At 71.3% G+C, this 15,609-nt stretch carries 19 protein-coding genes and 1 riboswitch; of the genes, 9 read left to right on the forward strand and 10 right to left on the reverse strand.

Features of this window, described 5'->3' with window-relative positions; all coding sequences use genetic code 11:
• The first annotated feature begins 28 nt into the window (after positions 1-28).
• Positions 29-131: riboswitch (TPP riboswitch) on the forward strand.
• A gap of 79 nt (positions 132-210) precedes the next feature.
• The 6 genes from thiC to bioB are packed head-to-tail and all read left to right on the forward strand — an operon-like array spanning position 211 to position 6,849.
• Positions 211-2,097: a phosphomethylpyrimidine synthase ThiC gene (thiC, locus tag IS481_RS08735; RefSeq protein ID WP_104356795.1), complete on the forward strand. Its 1,887-nt coding sequence runs from the start codon at positions 211-213 to the stop codon at positions 2,095-2,097.
• A gap of 28 nt (positions 2,098-2,125) precedes the next feature.
• Positions 2,126-3,196: an FAD-dependent oxidoreductase gene (locus IS481_RS08740; RefSeq protein ID WP_104356794.1), complete on the forward strand. Its 1,071-nt coding sequence runs from the start codon at positions 2,126-2,128 to the stop codon at positions 3,194-3,196.
• Positions 3,193-3,453 (forward strand): sulfur carrier protein ThiS, encoded by a 261-nt coding sequence (gene thiS, locus IS481_RS08745; protein WP_104356793.1) that lies wholly within the window; start codon positions 3,193-3,195, stop codon positions 3,451-3,453. Before IS481_RS08740 ends, thiS begins: the two co-directional genes overlap by 4 nt.
• Before the next feature lies 1 nt (position 3,454).
• The gene (locus IS481_RS08750) at positions 3,455-4,249 is read left to right on the forward strand and encodes a thiazole synthase (protein ID WP_104356792.1); all 795 of its coding nucleotides are present in this window, start codon (positions 3,455-3,457) and stop codon (positions 4,247-4,249) included.
• Positions 4,246-5,799: a bifunctional hydroxymethylpyrimidine kinase/phosphomethylpyrimidine kinase gene (gene thiD, locus IS481_RS18355; RefSeq protein WP_114699329.1), complete on the forward strand. Its 1,554-nt coding sequence runs from the start codon at positions 4,246-4,248 to the stop codon at positions 5,797-5,799. The genes IS481_RS08750 and thiD overlap by 4 nt, the downstream gene beginning before the upstream one ends.
• 57 nt (positions 5,800-5,856) lie before the next feature.
• A complete protein-coding gene (gene bioB / locus IS481_RS08760; protein ID WP_104356791.1) occupies positions 5,857-6,849 on the forward strand; it encodes a biotin synthase BioB in 993 nt (330 codons plus the stop codon).
• A 92-nt stretch (positions 6,850-6,941) separates the two neighbouring features.
• Here bioB and IS481_RS08765 read toward each other — a convergent pair whose 3' ends face one another.
• From IS481_RS08765 to IS481_RS08785, 5 genes are all read right to left on the reverse strand, one after another.
• Positions 6,942-7,133, reverse strand: a complete 192-nt coding sequence (locus IS481_RS08765; protein ID WP_104356790.1) for a hypothetical protein — start codon at positions 7,131-7,133, stop codon at positions 6,942-6,944.
• 3 nt (positions 7,134-7,136) lie between these two features.
• Positions 7,137-7,589 carry a hypothetical protein gene (locus IS481_RS08770; protein WP_104356789.1) on the reverse strand — a complete coding sequence of 151 codons (453 nt, stop codon included), beginning with the start codon at positions 7,587-7,589 and terminating at the stop codon, positions 7,137-7,139.
• Positions 7,590-7,818: 229 nt separating this feature from the next.
• Positions 7,819-9,099 (reverse strand): ergothioneine biosynthesis protein EgtB, encoded by a 1,281-nt coding sequence (gene egtB / locus IS481_RS08775; protein ID WP_104356788.1) that lies wholly within the window; start codon positions 9,097-9,099, stop codon positions 7,819-7,821.
• Positions 9,096-10,154, reverse strand: coding sequence for an L-histidine N(alpha)-methyltransferase (egtD, locus tag IS481_RS08780; RefSeq protein ID WP_232529509.1), 1,059 nt, complete (start codon positions 10,152-10,154; stop codon positions 9,096-9,098). Before egtD ends, egtB begins: the two co-directional genes overlap by 4 nt.
• Before the next feature lie 49 nt (positions 10,155-10,203).
• Entirely contained in the window at positions 10,204-10,683 is a 480-nt protein-coding gene (locus IS481_RS08785; protein ID WP_232529510.1) for a CBS domain-containing protein, read from the reverse strand.
• A gap of 178 nt (positions 10,684-10,861) precedes the next feature.
• Between IS481_RS08785 and IS481_RS08790 the strand changes: the two genes are divergently transcribed.
• Positions 10,862-12,376: a S8 family serine peptidase gene (locus tag IS481_RS08790; RefSeq protein ID WP_104356785.1), complete on the forward strand. Its 1,515-nt coding sequence runs from the start codon at positions 10,862-10,864 to the stop codon at positions 12,374-12,376.
• 8 nt (positions 12,377-12,384) lie between these two features.
• The gene (locus IS481_RS08795) at positions 12,385-12,630 is read left to right on the forward strand and encodes a hypothetical protein (protein WP_104356784.1); all 246 of its coding nucleotides are present in this window, start codon (positions 12,385-12,387) and stop codon (positions 12,628-12,630) included.
• 22 nt (positions 12,631-12,652) lie between these two features.
• On the opposite strand, the gene IS481_RS08800 is transcribed toward IS481_RS08795, so the two are convergent.
• Entirely contained in the window at positions 12,653-13,075 is a 423-nt protein-coding gene (locus tag IS481_RS08800; RefSeq protein WP_198425464.1) for a four-helix bundle copper-binding protein, read from the reverse strand.
• A 108-nt stretch (positions 13,076-13,183) separates the two neighbouring features.
• Between IS481_RS08800 and IS481_RS08805 the strand changes: the two genes are divergently transcribed.
• Positions 13,184-13,687, forward strand: a complete 504-nt coding sequence (locus tag IS481_RS08805) for a hypothetical protein (protein WP_146079521.1) — start codon at positions 13,184-13,186, stop codon at positions 13,685-13,687.
• 61 nt (positions 13,688-13,748) lie between these two features.
• Here the strand turns inward: IS481_RS08805 and flhC are convergent, their stop codons facing one another.
• The 4 genes from flhC to IS481_RS08825 all read right to left on the reverse strand — a co-directional run bounded on the left by flhC (position 13,749) and on the right by IS481_RS08825 (position 15,588).
• The gene (gene flhC, locus IS481_RS08810; protein WP_104356782.1) at positions 13,749-14,285 is read right to left on the reverse strand and encodes a flagellar transcriptional regulator FlhC; all 537 of its coding nucleotides are present in this window, start codon (positions 14,283-14,285) and stop codon (positions 13,749-13,751) included.
• A 30-nt stretch (positions 14,286-14,315) separates the two neighbouring features.
• Entirely contained in the window at positions 14,316-14,645 is a 330-nt protein-coding gene (gene flhD, locus IS481_RS08815; protein WP_104356781.1) for a flagellar transcriptional regulator FlhD, read from the reverse strand.
• A 218-nt stretch (positions 14,646-14,863) separates the two neighbouring features.
• Complete coding sequence (locus tag IS481_RS08820) at positions 14,864-15,046, reverse strand: hypothetical protein (protein ID WP_104356780.1); 183 nt, start codon at positions 15,044-15,046, stop codon at positions 14,864-14,866.
• A 149-nt stretch (positions 15,047-15,195) separates the two neighbouring features.
• Entirely contained in the window at positions 15,196-15,588 is a 393-nt protein-coding gene (locus IS481_RS08825; protein WP_104356779.1) for a TraR/DksA family transcriptional regulator, read from the reverse strand.
• Positions 15,589-15,609: the final 21 nt, after the last annotated feature.

Consider the following 15,609-nt stretch of genomic DNA (forward strand, 5'->3'; position numbering starts at 1 on the left):
ACCACGGGGGAGCCGGCTCCTTACACTTGCCGCCGCTCCGGGGTGCACTTGCTGTGCTGAGATGGCCGACAGGCCGAACCCGCGAACTTGATCCGGTTCATGCCGGCGGAAGGAGAGCAACATCCAGTCCCCTCGTGGCTTCCCTTGGCGGAGGCCCGTCGCCAGAGGGCACTTTCCGGAGCACCCACCACCACCGGAAGGAGCCCCGCGATGAACGCACCCGACAAGCTGACCCAACTGCTGGCGCTGACGCGCGAGCCATTCCCCGCCTCGCGCAAGATCCACGTGCCCGGCCAGCTGCATCCCGACATCCGCGTGCCGATGCGCGAGGTCACGCTGACCAACGGCGAGGTCGTCACGCTGTACGACACCTCCGGCCCCTACACCGACCCGCAGGCCCGCATCGACATCCGGCGCGGGCTGCCCGCGCTGCGCAGCGCGTGGATCGAGGCGCGCGGCGACGTCGAGCGCTACGAAGGGCGCGCGCGCCAGGCGCTGGACGACGGCGCCAGGCACGAGGCGCGCGACGCGCAGCGCCTGGAGCAGCTGCGCCGCGAGGCCGCCGGCCTGCAGCGCCAGCCGCTGCGCGCCCGGAGCGGCCGCAACGTCACGCAGATGCACTACGCGCGCCGCGGGATCGTCACGCCCGAGATGGAATTCGTCGCGATCCGCGAGAACCAGAAGCGCGAATGGATGCGCCAGTACCTGGGCGATGCCGAGCGCGAGGCGCGCCTGCGCGGCAATCCAATGGGCGCGGCCATCCCCGAGGTGATCACGCCCGAGTTCGTGCGCGACGAGGTGGCGCGCGGCCGCGCCATCATCCCGGCCAACATCAACCACCCCGAGCTGGAGCCGATGGCCATCGGGCGCAACTTCCTCGTGAAGATCAATGCCAACATCGGCAACTCGGCGGTGACCTCGTCGATCGAGGAAGAGGTGGAGAAGCTGGTGTGGGCGATCCGCTGGGGCGCCGACACCGTGATGGACCTGTCCACCGGCAAGAACATCCACACCACGCGCGACTGGATCATCCGCAACTCGCCCGTGCCCATCGGCACCGTGCCGATCTACCAGGCGCTGGAGAAGGTCGGCGGCGTGGCCGAGGACCTGACCTGGGAGATCTTCCGCGACACGCTGGTCGAGCAGGCCGAGCAGGGCGTCGACTACTTCACCATCCATGCCGGCGTGCGGCTGCCCTTCATCCCGCTGACGGCCCGGCGCCGCACCGGCATCGTCTCGCGCGGTGGCTCGATCCTGGCCAAGTGGTGCATCGCGCACCACAAGGAGAACTTCCTCTACACGCACTTCGAGGAGATCTGCGAGATCATGAAGGCCTACGACGTGGCCTTCTCGCTGGGCGACGGGCTGCGCCCGGGCAGCGCGGCCGACGCCAACGACGAGGCGCAGTTCGCCGAGCTGCGCACGCTGGGCGAGCTGACGCAGGTCGCGTGGAAGCACGACGTGCAGGTGATGATCGAGGGCCCGGGGCATGTGCCGATGCACATGGTGCAGGCCAACATGGCCGAGCAGCTCAAGCACTGCCACGAGGCGCCGTTCTACACGCTGGGTCCGCTGGTGATCGACATCGCGCCGGGCTACGACCACATTGCCAGCGCGATCGGCGCGGCGATGATCGGCTGGTTCGGCACCGCGATGCTGTGCTACGTCACGCCCAAGGAGCACCTGGGCCTGCCGGACCGCGACGACGTCAAGCAGGGCATCATTGCGTACAAGATCGCGGCACACGCGGCCGACGTGGCCAAGGGCCACCCGGGCGCGCGGGCACGCGACGATGCCCTGTCGGCGGCGCGCTTCGAGTTCCGCTGGCACGACCAGTTCAACCTCTCGCTCGACCCGGACACCGCACGCGACTTCCACGACGAGACCTTGCCGAAGGAATCGAGCAAGGTGGCCCATTTCTGCTCGATGTGCGGACCCAAGTTCTGCTCGATGAAGATCACCCAGGAGGTGCGCGAGTACGCGGCCCGGCAGGGTGTCAGCGAGGAAGCTGCGCTCGAGCAGGGGCTGCAGGCCAAGTCCGAGGAGTTCAAGCGCGCGGGCGGCGAGATCTACATTCCCATCGAGCCGCAAGGCTGATGGCATCCGAAGGAGTGCAATGAAACCCATGCATGTGGGGATCGCCGGGGCCGGCCTGCTGGGCCGGCTGCTGGCGTGGCGGCTGTCCACCCGGGGGCACCGCGTGACGGTGTTCGACCCGGCGCCCGACGCCGGCCCCCCGCAGCCCGGCAGCGTCTACGCGGCCGGCTGGACCGCCGCCGGCATGCTGAGCCCGCTGGCCGAGCTCGAATGCGCCGACGCCCACGTCGCCCGGCTGGGCCTGCGCTCGCTGGACCTGTGGCAGGCCATCGTCGCGCAGCTGCCCGGCGAGGTCTATTTCCACCGCCAGGGCAGCCTGCTGCTGGCGCACCGGCCGGACGTCGGCGCGGCGCAGCGGCTGCTGGACCTGCTGCACAGCAAGGCGCCCGGCGGGATGCAGCCGCGGCCGCTGCCGCTGGCCAAGCTGCGCGCGATGGAGCCGTCCATCCACGGCCCGGCGCAGGCCTGGCTGCTCGAGCAGGAAGGCCAGATCCACACCGTGCAGGCCATGCTCGCGCTGGCCGCGGGTGCCAGCGCGCAGGGCGTGCAGTGGCACTGGGGCCAGGCCGTGACGCAGGTGGCGCCGGGCCGCATCGAGGCCGGCGGCCGCACCCACGGCTTCGACTGGGTGTTCGACGCCCGCGGGCTGGGCGCGCGGCCGGACCTGCCGGTGCGCGGCGTGCGCGGCGAGATCTTCTGGCTGCATGCGCCGGGCGTGCAGCTGCTGCGGCCGACGCGGCTGCTGCATCCGCGCTGGCGCGTCTACATCGTGGCGCGGCCTGGCGACCTGATCGTGGTGGGCGCCAGCGAGATCGAGTCCGAGGACCGTTCGCCGGTCTCGGTGCGCACCACGCTGGGCCTGCTGAGCGCGGCGCACAGCGTGATCCCGGAGCTGGCCGAGGCGCGCATCGTGCACTCCGAATCCAACCTGCGCCCGGCGCTGCCCGACAATCTGCCCATGATCGACACACGAACAGGACTGACACGCCTGAACGGCCTGTTCCGCCACGGCTGGCTGATCGCCCCGGCCATCGTGGAGGACGCGCTGTCCCAGGTGCCCGGCCTCGAGGCCGGATCCCCCGAGCAGGTGACCGCATGAACGCCCGCAACGACGCCGCGAGCGACGCCTTCGTCGCCGCCGACCATCCGGGCGCCGTGCCCATCCACCTCAACGGCGAGGCGCGCCACGTGCCTGCGGGCACCACGCTCGCGCAGCTGCTCGAGCGCCTGGGCCATGCGCCGGCCTCGGTGGCCACCGCCGTCAACGGCAACTTCGTGGCGCGCGGGGCGCGCGACGGCTGCGTGCTGCAGCCCGGCGACCACGTGACCTGTTTCGCACCCATCGTGGGGGGATGAAATGAGCAGCAAGACCTCCGACATCCTGAAGCTCGGCGACGTCGAGCTGGGCAGCCGCTTCCTGCTCGGCACCGCCGGCTACCCGTCTCCCCAGGTGCTGAGCGACGCGATCGCGGCCTCCGGCACGCAGGTGGTGACGCTGGGCCTGAAGCGCCAGCTGGCCTCCGGCGCGGGCGACAACGGCTTCATCGAGATCATCCGCAACTGCGGCGCCAGGCTGCTGCCCAACACCGCCGGCTGCCGCACCGCGCGCGAGGCGGTCACGCTGGCGCACATGGCGCGCGAGCTGCTGGAGACGCACTGGATCAAGCTCGAGGTGGTGGGCGACGAGCACACGCTGCAGCCCGACCCGTTCGGCCTGGTCGAGGCGGCCGAGCAACTCGTCAAGGACGGCTTCGAGGTGTTCCCGTACTGCACCGACGACCTGGTGACCTGCCAGCGCCTGCTGGACGTGGGCTGCCGCATCCTGATGCCCTGGGGCGCGCCGATCGGCTCGGCGCAGGGGCTGCTGAACCCCTGGGCGCTGCGCACGCTGCGCGCGCGCTTGCCCGACGTGACGCTGGTGGTCGACGCCGGCATCGGTGCGCCGTCGCACGCCGCGCACGCGATGGAACTGGGCTACGACGCGGTGCTGCTGAACTCGGCGGTCGCGCAGGCGAGCGATCCGGTCGGCATGGCGCGCGCCTTCCGCCACGCGATCGAGGCCGGGCGGCTGGGTTACCTGTCCGGGCTGCTGGCGCCGCAGGACATGGCGGTGGCGTCCACGCCCGTGGCCGGCCGGCCGTTCGACCTATGAGCGCGCGGCCCATCGTCTGGAGCATCGCGGGCTCGGACAGCGGCGGCGGCGCGGGCATCCAGGCCGACCTGAAGGCGCTGGCCGCCTTCGAGGTGCACGGCTGCACCGCGATCGCGGCGCTGACGGCGCAGAACTCGGTGGCGGTCGAGCGCATCGAGGCGGTCGCCCCGGCAATGCTGGAGGCCCAGCTTGCCGCGCTCGCGTCCGACCTGCTGCCGCAGGTGGTCAAGACCGGGCTCCTTGCGAGCCTGGAGAACGTCGCGATCGTCGCGCGCTGGATCGACCGCCTGCGCGAGCGCGGCCCGGTCGCGCTGGTCGTGGACCCGGTGCGGCGCGCCAGCAGCGGCGCCAGCTTCGCGAGCGACGAGCTGCGCCGTGCCTTCGTCGAGCAGCTGCTGCCGCGCGCGACGCTCGTCACCCCCAACCGGGACGAAGCCGCCTGGCTGCTCGGCGTGGACGCGCTGGCCCAGGAACAGCTGCCCGAGGCGGCGGCGCGCCTGCGCGCGCTGGGCGCCCGGGCGGTGGCGATCACCGGCGGCGATGCGGCCGGCGAGTCCTCGCTGGACTGCATCGACACCCCGCAGGCGCGCGGCTGGCTGTCGCTGCCGCGCGTGGCGACCGCGCACACCCACGGCACCGGCTGCACCTATGCCTCCTCGGCCGCAGCGGCACTGGCGCTGGGCTTCTGCGAGGCCGACGCGACGGTGCTGGCCAAGATGGCGACCACCGCCGCGCTGCGCGACGGCTATGCCGCGGGGCAGGGACCCGGGCCGGTGCAGGCGCGCGCCGGGTTCGCGCTCCAGGGCGCGCTGCTGCCCGACCTGCTGGACCGACTGCTGGACGCGCCGGCCACGCCGTATGCCGCGCTGGCCAATGCCGACCTGGGCCTGTACCCGGTGGTCGACAGCGCCGACTGGGTCGAGCGCGTGCTGGCCGCCGGCGTGCGCACCGTGCAGCTGCGCATCAAGCAGGCAGCGCCCGGGCATCTCGCGCAGGAGGTGGCGCGCAGCGTCGCGGCCGCGCGGGCCGTGCAGGCGCAGCTGTTCATCAACGACCACTGGCGGCTGGCGATCGAGCACGGCGCCTACGGCGTGCACCTCGGCCAGGAAGACCTGCACACGCTCTCGGCGGCCGACCTCGCCGCGATCCGCGACGCCGGCCTGCGCCTGGGCCTGAGCACGCACAGCTACTGGGAGGTGTGCCGCGCCCGCGCGCACCGGCCGAGCTACATCGCCTGCGGGCCGATCCACGCCACCACCACCAAGGACATGCCGTGGCGCCCGCAGGGGCCGGACAACCTGGCCTACTGGTGCCGCGTGCTGGCCGAGCCGGTGGTCGCGATCGCCGGCATGGACGAGCCGCGCAGCCGCGTCGCGGCCAGCTGCGGCGCCTCCGGCATCGCGGTGGTGCGCGGCATCGTGCAGGCGGGCGACCCGGAGCAGGCGATTCGCCGCCTGCAGCAGGCCATCGCGCAGGGCCGGGCCGGCGCGCCCCATCCGGTGCCCGCGTTGCCGCGCCCGACGCTGGCCGGCCCCGTGCCCCGTGACTGAAACCGACCCGCCGGCGCCGGGCTCCCGTGCCCGCTGCCGGCATCGCAAGGAGATCCCATGACGAACACCGCAATCACCGCGCAGCCGGTGCAGGTGGTGCGCCGCGCCGCGCCATCGACCGGACCCTGGACCGTCGAGGCCGTGCAGGCGCTGCTCGACCTGCCGTTTGCCGACCTGCTGTACCGGGCCCAGACGGTGCACCGCGAGCACTTCGATGCCAACGAGGTGCAGCTGTCGACGCTGCTGTCGATCAAGACCGGCGGCTGCCCGGAGGACTGCGCCTACTGCCCGCAGTCGGTGCACCACGACACCGGCGTGGAGGCCGGCAAGCTGCTGGACGTCGAGGCGGTCAAGGCAGCGGCCGCCGCGGCGCGCGAGCAGGGCGCGACGCGCTTCTGCATGGGGGCCGCCTGGCGCGCGCCCAAGGACCGCGACATCGAGAAGGTCGCCGAGCTGGTGCGCAGCGTCAAGGCGCTGGGCATGGAGGCCTGCTGCACCCTGGGCATGCTGACCGACGAGCAGGCGCGCACCCTCAAGGAGGCGGGCCTGGACTACTACAACCACAACCTCGACACCGCCCCCGAGGCCTACGGGCGCATCATCACCACGCGCGACTACCAGGACCGGCTCGACACGCTGGAGCGGGTGCGCGCGGCGGGGATGCACGTGTGCTGCGGCGGCATCGTCGGCATGGGCGAGTCCCGCCGCGAGCGGGCCGGCCTGATCGCGCAGCTCGCCAACCTGGACCCGTACCCCGAGTCGGTGCCGATCAACCACCTGGTGCAGGTCGAGGGCACGCCGCTGCACGGGCTGGAGCCGCTGGACCCGCTGGAATTCGTGCGCACCATCGCGGTCGCACGCATCACCATGCCCCGCGCGCGGGTGCGCCTGTCGGCCGGCCGCCAGCAGATGGGCGAGGCCGTCCAGGCCCTGTGCTTCCTCGCCGGGGCCAACTCGATCTTCTACGGCGACAAGCTGCTCACCACCGGCAACCCGGACTGGGAGCGCGACCAGGCGCTGTTCGCCAAGCTCGGCCTGACCGCGGCCTGAGCCGGCCGCGGCGCTGTCGTGCCGGCGGGCGCGGCAGCGCAAAGGAAAGGCCCCGCGCGATGCGCGGGGCCGGTGGCGTCCAGCGGTTCAGCTCAACGTCCCTTGGAGCGGTCGTACCACATCCAGGCCATCGTGATCAGCCACGAGAAGACCGGCGGGCTCCAGTCATACATGCGCAGCGGGCGGGCGCCCATCGAGGTCGAGAAACCGATCACGATCAACGTCCAGATGAGCGCGACGGCGGTTATCAGGATGAAATGCTTGCCGGTGATCCGCTTTTCCATGATTCACCCCTTGCGGTTCTTGAAACCTTCCCACAGGAACAAGGGCTCGGCCTTTTTCCGCAGGTAGTCGACATAATAGCCACCATAAGCCAGCAGCAGGGAGCCGTTGATCAGCAGTTCCTGCGTCCCGGTGAATGCCTGCCGGGGGTGGGGCGACACGAACAGGTTGAGGTAGGAGATCTGCACGGTGATGCCGGCCATCACGATCAGCGCCAGCGGCACGAACCAGTTGAACAGCAGCATCGCGCCCAGCACCACCTCGAGGTACTTGACGAACGGGTAGAACCCGACGTTGTGCATCTCGGTCAGGTAGGGGCCCACCGGGCCGGCCTTGCTGAAGTCGGGCACGTAGTTGAAGATCACGAAATACAGCCCGGACTTGAGGTAATGGAAGGCGTAGTAATACCTCAGCCACATCACCAGGTATTTCCATGGTGATTCGTTTGCCTTGATCACGGCGTCTCCTCAATGATTGCGAACGCCGCGCAGCGTTAGAGAAGCCTGGAAAGCCGAACAAGCGCAAACACTGAATATCAGTTATGCGGCGGCGCAGGTATTCAATTCCGGACGAAAAGCCAGTTGGATATTCGCAACCCAGGGAAAATCCGGATATCCGGATCGGCGGGTATCCTGCGGACAAATCGGGGCAGCCCGTCACCCGGAAAAAGGGGCGGCGGGCGCCGCCTCACCAGGCGAGGCGGATGCCGCTGAACTGCCAGCGTGCCTGCGGCGGGAAGAAGTTGCGATAGCTGGCCCGCAGGTGCGAGGCGGGCGTCGCGCAGGAGCCGCCGCGCAGCACCATCTGGTTGACCATGAACTTACCGTTGTATTCGCCCACGGCGCCTTCAGCAGGGCGGAACCCGGGGTAGGGCAGGTAGGCGCTGCAGGTCCATTCCCACACGTCGCCGAACATTTGGCGCAACCCGCTGCCGGCGGCCGCCGGCCGGGGGTGGAACACGCCGTCCTCGAGCAGCGTGCCGAGCGAGGCGAGCGACGGCGGCGATTGCGCCGCATGCTCCCATTCGGCTTCGGTGAGCAGGCGAGCCCCCGCCCAGCGGGCGTAGGCATCGGCCTCGTAGTAGCTGACGTGGCACACCGGTTCGTCGGGCGCCACTTCGCGCAGCCCGTGCAGCGTGTAGTGCCACCAGCTGGGGCCAGGGCCGCGCTGCCAGTACAGCGGCGCCTGCCAGCCTTCGCGCAGGCGCGTGTCCCAGCCGTCGGACAGCCACAGCTCCGGGCGCTCGTAGCCGCCGTCGGCGATGAAGGCGAGGTACTCGGCGTTGGTCACCGGCCGCGCCGCCAGCGCATAGGGCTCCAGCCAGACACGATGCCGCGGCCGCTCGTTGTCGAAGCTGAAGCCGCAGCCGCCATGGCCGATCTCCACCAGCCCGCCGAGGAAGGTCAGCCGCTCGCCCGCAACATGTACCGCATGGACCGCGGGCGGCCGCGGACGGTAGGCCGGCGCCAGCGGGTTGCGCGAGAAATGGTGCTTCAGGTCGGTGAGGACGAGTTCCTGGTGCTGCTGCTCGTGATGCAGGCCCAGCTCGACCAGTGCGGCCAGGTCGTCCGGCAGGTCCGGCTGCGCCAGCAACCCGGCCATGCGTTCGTCGACCAGGCAGCGGTAGGCGCGCACCTCGTCGAGCGTGGGCCGCGACAGCATGCCGCGCTCGGGCCGCGGGTGGCGCTCGCCGACGCCGACGTAGTAGGAGTTGAACAGCCGGCGGTACGCCGGATCCACGCTGCGGTAGCCGGGCACCGCGCGCTCGAGCACGAAGGTCTCGAAGAACCAGGTCGTGTGGGCCAGGTGCCACTTGACCGGGCTGGCGTCGGGCATGGACTGCAGCAGGCAATCCTCGGCACTCAGTCCCTCGGCCAGTGCCTCGGTCTGCTCGCGCACCGCGCGGTAGGCACCATGCAGGGCGGCCGGACCGTGGCCCGGCGCCCGGGACGGGCTGGCCGCGCTCATGCCGCGGCCGCGACGAAGACATGGAACCAGCCGCGCTCGTCGCTCCAGTGTTGCAAGGCGCCGAAGCCGGCGTCGCGCAGCAGCGCGGCAAACCCGTCGGCAGCGTACTTGTAGGAGTACTCGGTCACGATGGCTTCTCCTGCGTCGAAGCGGCGCTCGGCAGCACCGATGCGCACCACCTGGGTCTCGCGCGAGACGAGCTGCATCTCGATGCGGCTCTCGCGGGCGTTGAACTGCGCGCGGTGCGCGAAGCGCCGCGGTTCGAAGTCGGCGTCGAGCTCGCGGTTCACGACGCGCAGCACGTTCAGGTTGAAGGCGGCCGTCACCCCCAGCGCGTCGTCGTAGGCGGCTTCGAGGACGTGGCGCTCCTTGAGGCCGTCCACGCCGATCAGCAGCCGCCCGTCGCGGCCAAGGTGCTCGCGCATCGAGCGCAGCAACGCGAGGGCCTCGTCGGGCGTGAAGTTGCCGATCGACGAACCGGGGTAGAAGAACACCGGCGGGGCGTCGAAGCGGGCCAGCACGCGCTGCAGGCGCAGCGGCCGGGTGAAATCGGTCGCCACCCCGGCGAGGGCCATGCCGGGAAAGCGCCCGGTGCCGGCCTGCAGCGAGATGCGCAGCCATTGCGGCGAGATGTCCACGCCGACCCACCGGCGTGCCCCCACCGCTTCCAGCCAGGGCCAGGACTTGGCGCCGTCGCCGCACCCCAGGTCCACCCACTGCGCGCCGCGCGGCAGGTGGCGCGCGATCTCCTCGCGGTGCCGTTCGAAGATCGCCGCCTCGGTGCGGGTCGGGTAGTACTCCTGCAGCTCGCAGATGGCGCTGTACAGCGCGCAGCCCTGGGCGTCGTAGAAGAACTTGGGCGAGACGCGTGCCGGCCGCTCGAACAGCCCGGCGCGCAGGGCGGCCAGCCGGGCGGCGCGGTCGGACAGCGCGTCGGCGGCCAGCATGTCGGTGATGTCATGGGCCCACGCCGCGGTCGGGACGTCGGGACGGGGGGAGGCGGGCGACCGCGCTGCCGCGGCGGCCTGGGCCGGGTGCTGTGGCGGAGGGTTCATCGAGGTCCTTGGCGGGGCCTGCATGCAGGTGCGGGTGGGAAAGGCGGGCTCAGTGCGCGGCGCGCGGGCCGCGGCCCGTGCGGGCCGTGCCGGTCGTCGAGCGGTCCGGCTCGGAGGGAGACGAAATGCGCTCCAGCGTGTCGTCCACGTCGGCGCCGTGGCGCGTGGCCAGGTCGCCCAGCGAGACGATGCCCACCAGCTGCTGCCGGCGGTCCATCACCGGCACGCGGCGGATCTGCACCTCGCCCATCTGCTGCATCACCTCGTCGACATCCTGGTCCTCGAAGCACCAGCGCACCTGCTCGCTCATCACGTCCTTCACCGGCGTGGCGTCGGGCGGCAGGCCGCTGGCCACCGCGCGCACGGTGATGTCGCGGTCGGTGATCATGCCGACCAGCGTGTGGCCGCTGCACACCGGCACCGCGCCGACGTTGATCTGGTCCATCAGCTGGGCGGCGACCTGCAGGCTGTCGTCGGGAGAGACCACGCGCACCTGGCGGGTCATGATCCCGGAGATCGGTCGTGGCATCGCATCCGCTCCTGGTCAGGCTGGCAAGGCAGGGGCGCACGCCACTGGGGGCGCGCGGACGTCCAGGCCCTGCGGCAAACCGCATGCCCGGCGCCTTGCAGGTCCGGACCCTGGCGTCGGGTGCCCGGTTGACTCCAGAATGGTCCACCCCACGACCACGACATCTCAGGAGGTTTCCTTGGCCCTCGCGACCTCATCCCCTGCGCCGGCCGCGCGGCGTTCCTCGCTGGCGCGCTTCCTGCTGTTGCCGGCCGCCGGCTTCGTCGCGGCCGGACGCTACACGTCGAACGCCACGCAGCGCCTGCTGCGCCAGCTGCAGCCCTGCGCGCCGGGGGAATCGCGCACCGTGGCGGGGGTGGCGTTGCGGGTCATCGCGTCGGCGGCGACCGACGGCACCAAGGTGATCGCGCTGCGCCCCGACGAAGCCGCCTTGCTGCAAGCCGAGGCGCCCGGGCTGCGGCTGGTGCCCGAGCGGCGTTACCTGCCGGCACGCGCGCCGCGGCTGCATGCGAAGCGCCGCCCGCAGGCCCGGGGCGGCGAGCAGCAGACCCTGGTGCTCAAGGTCACGGCCGGCGAAGGCGCACAGGCCCGGCCGCTGCCGGACTGCCTGGTCGTGATGCTCACCGACCTGGCCACCGGCGCGGGCGTCGAGGGCACCACCAATGCGCGCGGCGAGCTGCGGCTGCGCCTGCCGGCCGGCCTCGCCCAGGCGCCGCTGGTGGCAGCCTATCCGCTGCATGGCGCCTGGCCGCGCGAGTGGCGCCGGCTGCCCCTGCAGCCCGGGATGACGCTCGCGTTGCCCGCGCTGGAGCCCGATTTCGCGGATGCGCGCCGCACGCTCTACGGCGCGCCACAGGACCGCGCGGGCGAAGGGGTGACGGTCGGCGTGATCGACACCGGCGTCGGCCCGCATGCGGACCTGCCGGTCGCGCTGGGGCGCAACACGACATTGGTCGAGCCGGTCGACCAGTGGCACGACGAGGACGGCCATGGCACGCACGTGGCCGGCGTCATCGCCGCGCGGGCGCGCGCGGGCGAGCCGGGTGTCACCGGCGAGGCCGCCGGCGTGCGGCTGCACGCCTACCGCGTCTTCGAGCACGGCGAGGTGGGCGCCTCCAACGCGGCGATCCGCGAAGCCATCCGCCAGGCGGTGCTGGACGGCTGCGACATCATCAACATGAGCCTGGGCGGTGGCGGGCCCGACCCGGCGATCGCCGAGGCGATCCAGTTCGCGCGGCTGAGCGGCGCCGTGTGCGTGGTCGCGGCCGGCAACGAAGGCGGGCCGGTGAGCTTCCCGGCCAGCGACCCGCTGTCGGTGGCGGTATCGGCCATCGGGGTGCATGGCACCTGGCCCAAGGGGGCGGCGCAGCAACGCCACGTCACCACGCCGACCGGCAAACATGACAGCTTCGTGGCGCGTTTTTCCAACCGGGGGGTGCAGGTGCGGCTGGCCGCGCCGGGCGTGGGCATCGTCTCGACCATCCACCGCGACCGCTACGGGGTGATGGACGGCACCGCGATGGCCAGCCCGATCGCCGCCGGCGTGCTGGCCCGGGCGCTCGCACGCTCGCCGCAGCTGCTGCGCGTGCCGCGCGATGCGCGACGCTCCGAAGCGATCATCGAGCTGGCCATGCGCCATGCCGAAGACCTTGGCTTTCCTGCGACTATGCAGGGCAAGGGCCTGGCGCGATAATCGACCCCATGAAACGCTTCGTGCTCTACTGCGGTTCCGCGGGCGCGGATGGCCCGCAGGTCGGCCCCGAGGAGGCGGCTGCGGCCACCCGGGCCGAGGGCGCCACCGTGGTTGCCGCCGGCACGGGCACGCTGGTCGTCGACGCCGACCTGCCCCAGATCCAGCGCATCTCTCGCCAGCTGCCCGGCTGGTCCTACACCGTCGAGACCCGCAGCATCCGCAAGCCCGCGCCGCCGCGCCGCAAGGCCGCCTGAGGCGGCGGCTTCTCCGTCAGGTTCAACCGTAGGCGCCTTGGCGGGGCGGCCCGCCCGTGACGCCCGTGGTGGGCAGCTGGTCGCTGGCGTGCACGCCCGGCGCCTGCACGCCGCTGACGGTGCGGCAGCTGGCCGCACAGCGCTCGCAGGCGGCCACGCAGTGCTCCATCCCGTCCAGCTGCCGGCAGCTTTGCGCGCAGGCGCCGCAGACCGTGGCGCACAGGGCGCAGACCTCGGTGTGCAGCGTCGAGCCGGCCAGCATGAAGTGCGCCGCCGTGCCGCACAGCTCGGCGCAGTTGAGCATCAGGGTCAGGTGGCCGCGTTCGCTGTGCGCGCCCTGACGCTCCAGGCAAGGGCCCATGGCCATCGCCAGGCAGGTGGTGCGGCACTGCAGGCAGTCGTCGATGCACTGCCGTACGGCAGGGTCGTGGGTGATGCCGGTCATGTCATGGCTCCATCGGGTGTCCCGGGAGCGGCAAGCCGCATTCCCTGGGTATGGGGCTTGCCGTGCTCCCATCGCGCGGCCGCCCGGCCGCGACACGAGGAGCCTGGCATGATCCCTTCACCCGCGATGCGTACCCTGGCCGCCGGCGGTGCTGCCGGGCTGCTGTCGGCCGCCGCGCTCGCCTGGCGCGGGCGCCGCGACGCGCACAGCGCCGTTGCCCCGCTGAATGCCACCAGCCACATCGTCTGGGGCGAGGAGGCCTTGCACGCGGACCGGCCGACGCTGCGCCATACGCTGACCGGCTCGCTGCTGCATGCCGGCTCCGCGCTGATGTGGGGGCTGCTGTTCGACCGCCTGCTGCACCGGCTGCGGCCCCCGCGGCAGGCGCCGGCCGTGGTGCGCAGTGCGGTCGAGGCCACGGCCGCCGCGGCGGTGGTCGACCTGCTGCTGGTGCCGCGGCGGCTGACGCCGGGGTTCGAGCGCCGCCTGTCCGGACGCAGCCTGGCGCTGGTCTATGCGGCGCTGGCCGCAGGCATGGTCGCCGGCACCATGGCGATCCGCCAGGGCTCCCGGGAGGGGCAAAGAAAAACGGGCCCCGAGGGGCCCGTGTGAAGGCACAGCGTACTGTGCTTTTCTCAGGAGGAGACTGTCACCGACGCAAGGGGACAAGACGTCAATGGATGTGCAGGGCGCCCTTGGCCTTGCCCTTGCCGGCGCGCGCCGGCGGGTTGCACATGCCGCAGACGAAGTTGCGTGCGATCTCGTGCGGGTGGGTCACGAAGTGCCCGCCGCACTTGCTGCACTTGGTCATGGTCAGCATGCCGTTGTCGACGAACTTCACCAGGCGCCACGCGCGGGTGATCGACAGCAGCGGCTCCAGCGACTGCGCCTGGGTCTGCTCCAGGTACAGCCGGTAGGCCTTGATGATGGTGTCGATCTCGTCCAGTTCCGCGACCTTGTTCAGGTACTCGTGGATGTTCAGGAACAGGCTGGCGTGGATGTTGGGCTGCCAGGTCATGAACCAGTCGGTCGAGAACGGCAGCTGGCCCTTGGACGGTGACCGGCCGGCCACTTCCTTGTACAGGCGCAGCAGGCGCTCGTAGGAGAGGTCGGTTTCCGATTCCAGCACCTGCAGGCGGGCGCCCAGCTGGATCAGCGTGACCGCGCGTTCGATCTGACGCGCTTCGGAGAGGATGCTCTTGTTGCGCATGGCTGGCGACCTTCGCGATCGACGGGAGGATCAGGCGGCTTCCTGGTGGCGGCCGGCCATCAGGATCGAGGCGTGCAGGCGCGAGGTGCTGTCGTTGGCCGCGCTCTTGCCGTGGTTGGTGAGCAGGCCCCAGACCAGGTCGTCGTCGAAGCGGAAGCGGCACAGCAGCGTGTTGCCCGAGGCGATCTTCAACATCTGCGCGGGCGTCAGCATCGCCAGCATGTCGGCGGTGTCCTCGCTGATGCCCAGGCGGAACAGGGCTTCCTCGCGGTCGGCGCGGATCAGGTTCTGCGCCAGCATCAGGTACGACAGGTTGGCTTCGCGGATTTCGGTGAGGATCTGGTCGGCGGTGGTGCTCATCTTCGTTCTCCTTCGTGTCACCGCTGTCTCGCGGAACTGATGGTGTTTCGTGTGCTTGCTTTTGCTTGCAACGTGATACGAATTCTGTCCATCCCCGCAGGGCCAGCCCATCAGCCTCCTTCTGTTCGCGACGTCCCCTTCATCCGAGGGGTCATGTCAGACAAATTCCTACAAGGCCGCCTGAAACATCCCCTTGTTCCGGCTCAAGTTCACACTTTTCAGACATCCATGACCGGAACCACCTGGCAGACCCCGGCTTCCGGCCATTGCTCGGCCGCCAACGCGCAGGCCAACTGAAGCGCGCGTTCGCGCTCGGTTTCCGCGACTTCGATCCATCGGGGGGCGGTGTCCCCGGCCGGGTACTTGAAGGCGACCAGCCAGCCTGTGATTTCTGCAAACATCGGTGTCGTGCGCGCCGCCAGCGGACGCGCTCCACCCGCTCCATGCGGGGGCCAACGCATCGTATCGGCGCAGGCGGGCGCTGCGCGGCCGGGCAGCGCAGGCAGAAGGCGGTGGCGAGAAATATTTGTCCCGGCAACGCGCGCGGCGTTCAGCCGGGGTCGCGCAGGCGCGACGGGTGCATCTGCTCGTATCGCCCCTGGCAGAGGGCGCAGCGCAGCGCCGTGGGGTGGGCGAGCAGGCGCCGTGCTTCGATCGGTTGGTGGCAATCCACGCACTGGCCGTAGCTGCCGTCGTCCATGCGGCGCCGCGCGGCCTCGATCTCGACCAGCTCCTCGATGTCGCGGCTCATCTCCACGTGGCGGATGCCGTGCTGCAGCCGGTCGGTGGCGTTGTCGCCCTGGTCGCCCACCACCCCGGCCTGGCCGCTGGCCTGGTCCGCGGCGGCCTCGCGCGCGCCGCGCACCTGGGACTGCAGTTCGGCCTCGCGCTCGTCGAGCTTCTTGCGCAGCTGATGCAGCTGGGCGTCGGACAGGTGGGACATCGTTCGGCTTTCGGTGGGCCA

The organism is Caldimonas thermodepolymerans (genome assembly GCF_015476235.1).
Lineage (GTDB): Bacteria > Pseudomonadota > Gammaproteobacteria > Burkholderiales > Burkholderiaceae_C > Caldimonas > Caldimonas thermodepolymerans.

Excerpts from the sequence above, each read along its gene's own strand:
- thiC (WP_104356795.1), top strand. The coding sequence starts at position 211 with ATGAACGCACCCGACAAGCTGACCCAACTGCTGGCGCTGACGCGCGAG.
- IS481_RS08740 (WP_104356794.1), top strand. The coding sequence starts at position 2,126 with ATGCATGTGGGGATCGCCGGGGCCGGCCTGCTGGGCCGGCTGCTGGCG.
- thiS (WP_104356793.1), top strand. The coding sequence starts at position 3,193 with ATGAACGCCCGCAACGACGCCGCGAGCGACGCCTTCGTCGCCGCCGAC.
- IS481_RS08750 (WP_104356792.1), top strand. The coding sequence starts at position 3,455 with ATGAGCAGCAAGACCTCCGACATCCTGAAGCTCGGCGACGTCGAGCTG.
- thiD (WP_114699329.1), top strand. The coding sequence starts at position 4,246 with ATGAGCGCGCGGCCCATCGTCTGGAGCATCGCGGGCTCGGACAGCGGC.
- bioB (WP_104356791.1), top strand. The coding sequence starts at position 5,857 with ATGACGAACACCGCAATCACCGCGCAGCCGGTGCAGGTGGTGCGCCGC.
- IS481_RS08765 (WP_104356790.1), bottom strand. The coding sequence starts at position 7,133 with ATGGAAAAGCGGATCACCGGCAAGCATTTCATCCTGATAACCGCCGTC.
- egtB (WP_104356788.1), bottom strand. The coding sequence starts at position 9,099 with ATGAGCGCGGCCAGCCCGTCCCGGGCGCCGGGCCACGGTCCGGCCGCC.
- egtD (WP_232529509.1), bottom strand. The coding sequence starts at position 10,154 with ATGAACCCTCCGCCACAGCACCCGGCCCAGGCCGCCGCGGCAGCGCGG.
- IS481_RS08785 (WP_232529510.1), bottom strand. The coding sequence starts at position 10,683 with ATGCCACGACCGATCTCCGGGATCATGACCCGCCAGGTGCGCGTGGTC.
- IS481_RS08795 (WP_104356784.1), top strand. The coding sequence starts at position 12,385 with ATGAAACGCTTCGTGCTCTACTGCGGTTCCGCGGGCGCGGATGGCCCG.
- IS481_RS08800 (WP_198425464.1), bottom strand. The coding sequence starts at position 13,075 with ATGACCGGCATCACCCACGACCCTGCCGTACGGCAGTGCATCGACGAC.
- IS481_RS08805 (WP_146079521.1), top strand. The coding sequence starts at position 13,184 with ATGATCCCTTCACCCGCGATGCGTACCCTGGCCGCCGGCGGTGCTGCC.
- flhC (WP_104356782.1), bottom strand. The coding sequence starts at position 14,285 with ATGCGCAACAAGAGCATCCTCTCCGAAGCGCGTCAGATCGAACGCGCG.
- flhD (WP_104356781.1), bottom strand. The coding sequence starts at position 14,645 with ATGAGCACCACCGCCGACCAGATCCTCACCGAAATCCGCGAAGCCAAC.
- IS481_RS08820 (WP_104356780.1), bottom strand. The coding sequence starts at position 15,046 with ATGTTTGCAGAAATCACAGGCTGGCTGGTCGCCTTCAAGTACCCGGCC.
- IS481_RS08825 (WP_104356779.1), bottom strand. The coding sequence starts at position 15,588 with ATGTCCCACCTGTCCGACGCCCAGCTGCATCAGCTGCGCAAGAAGCTC.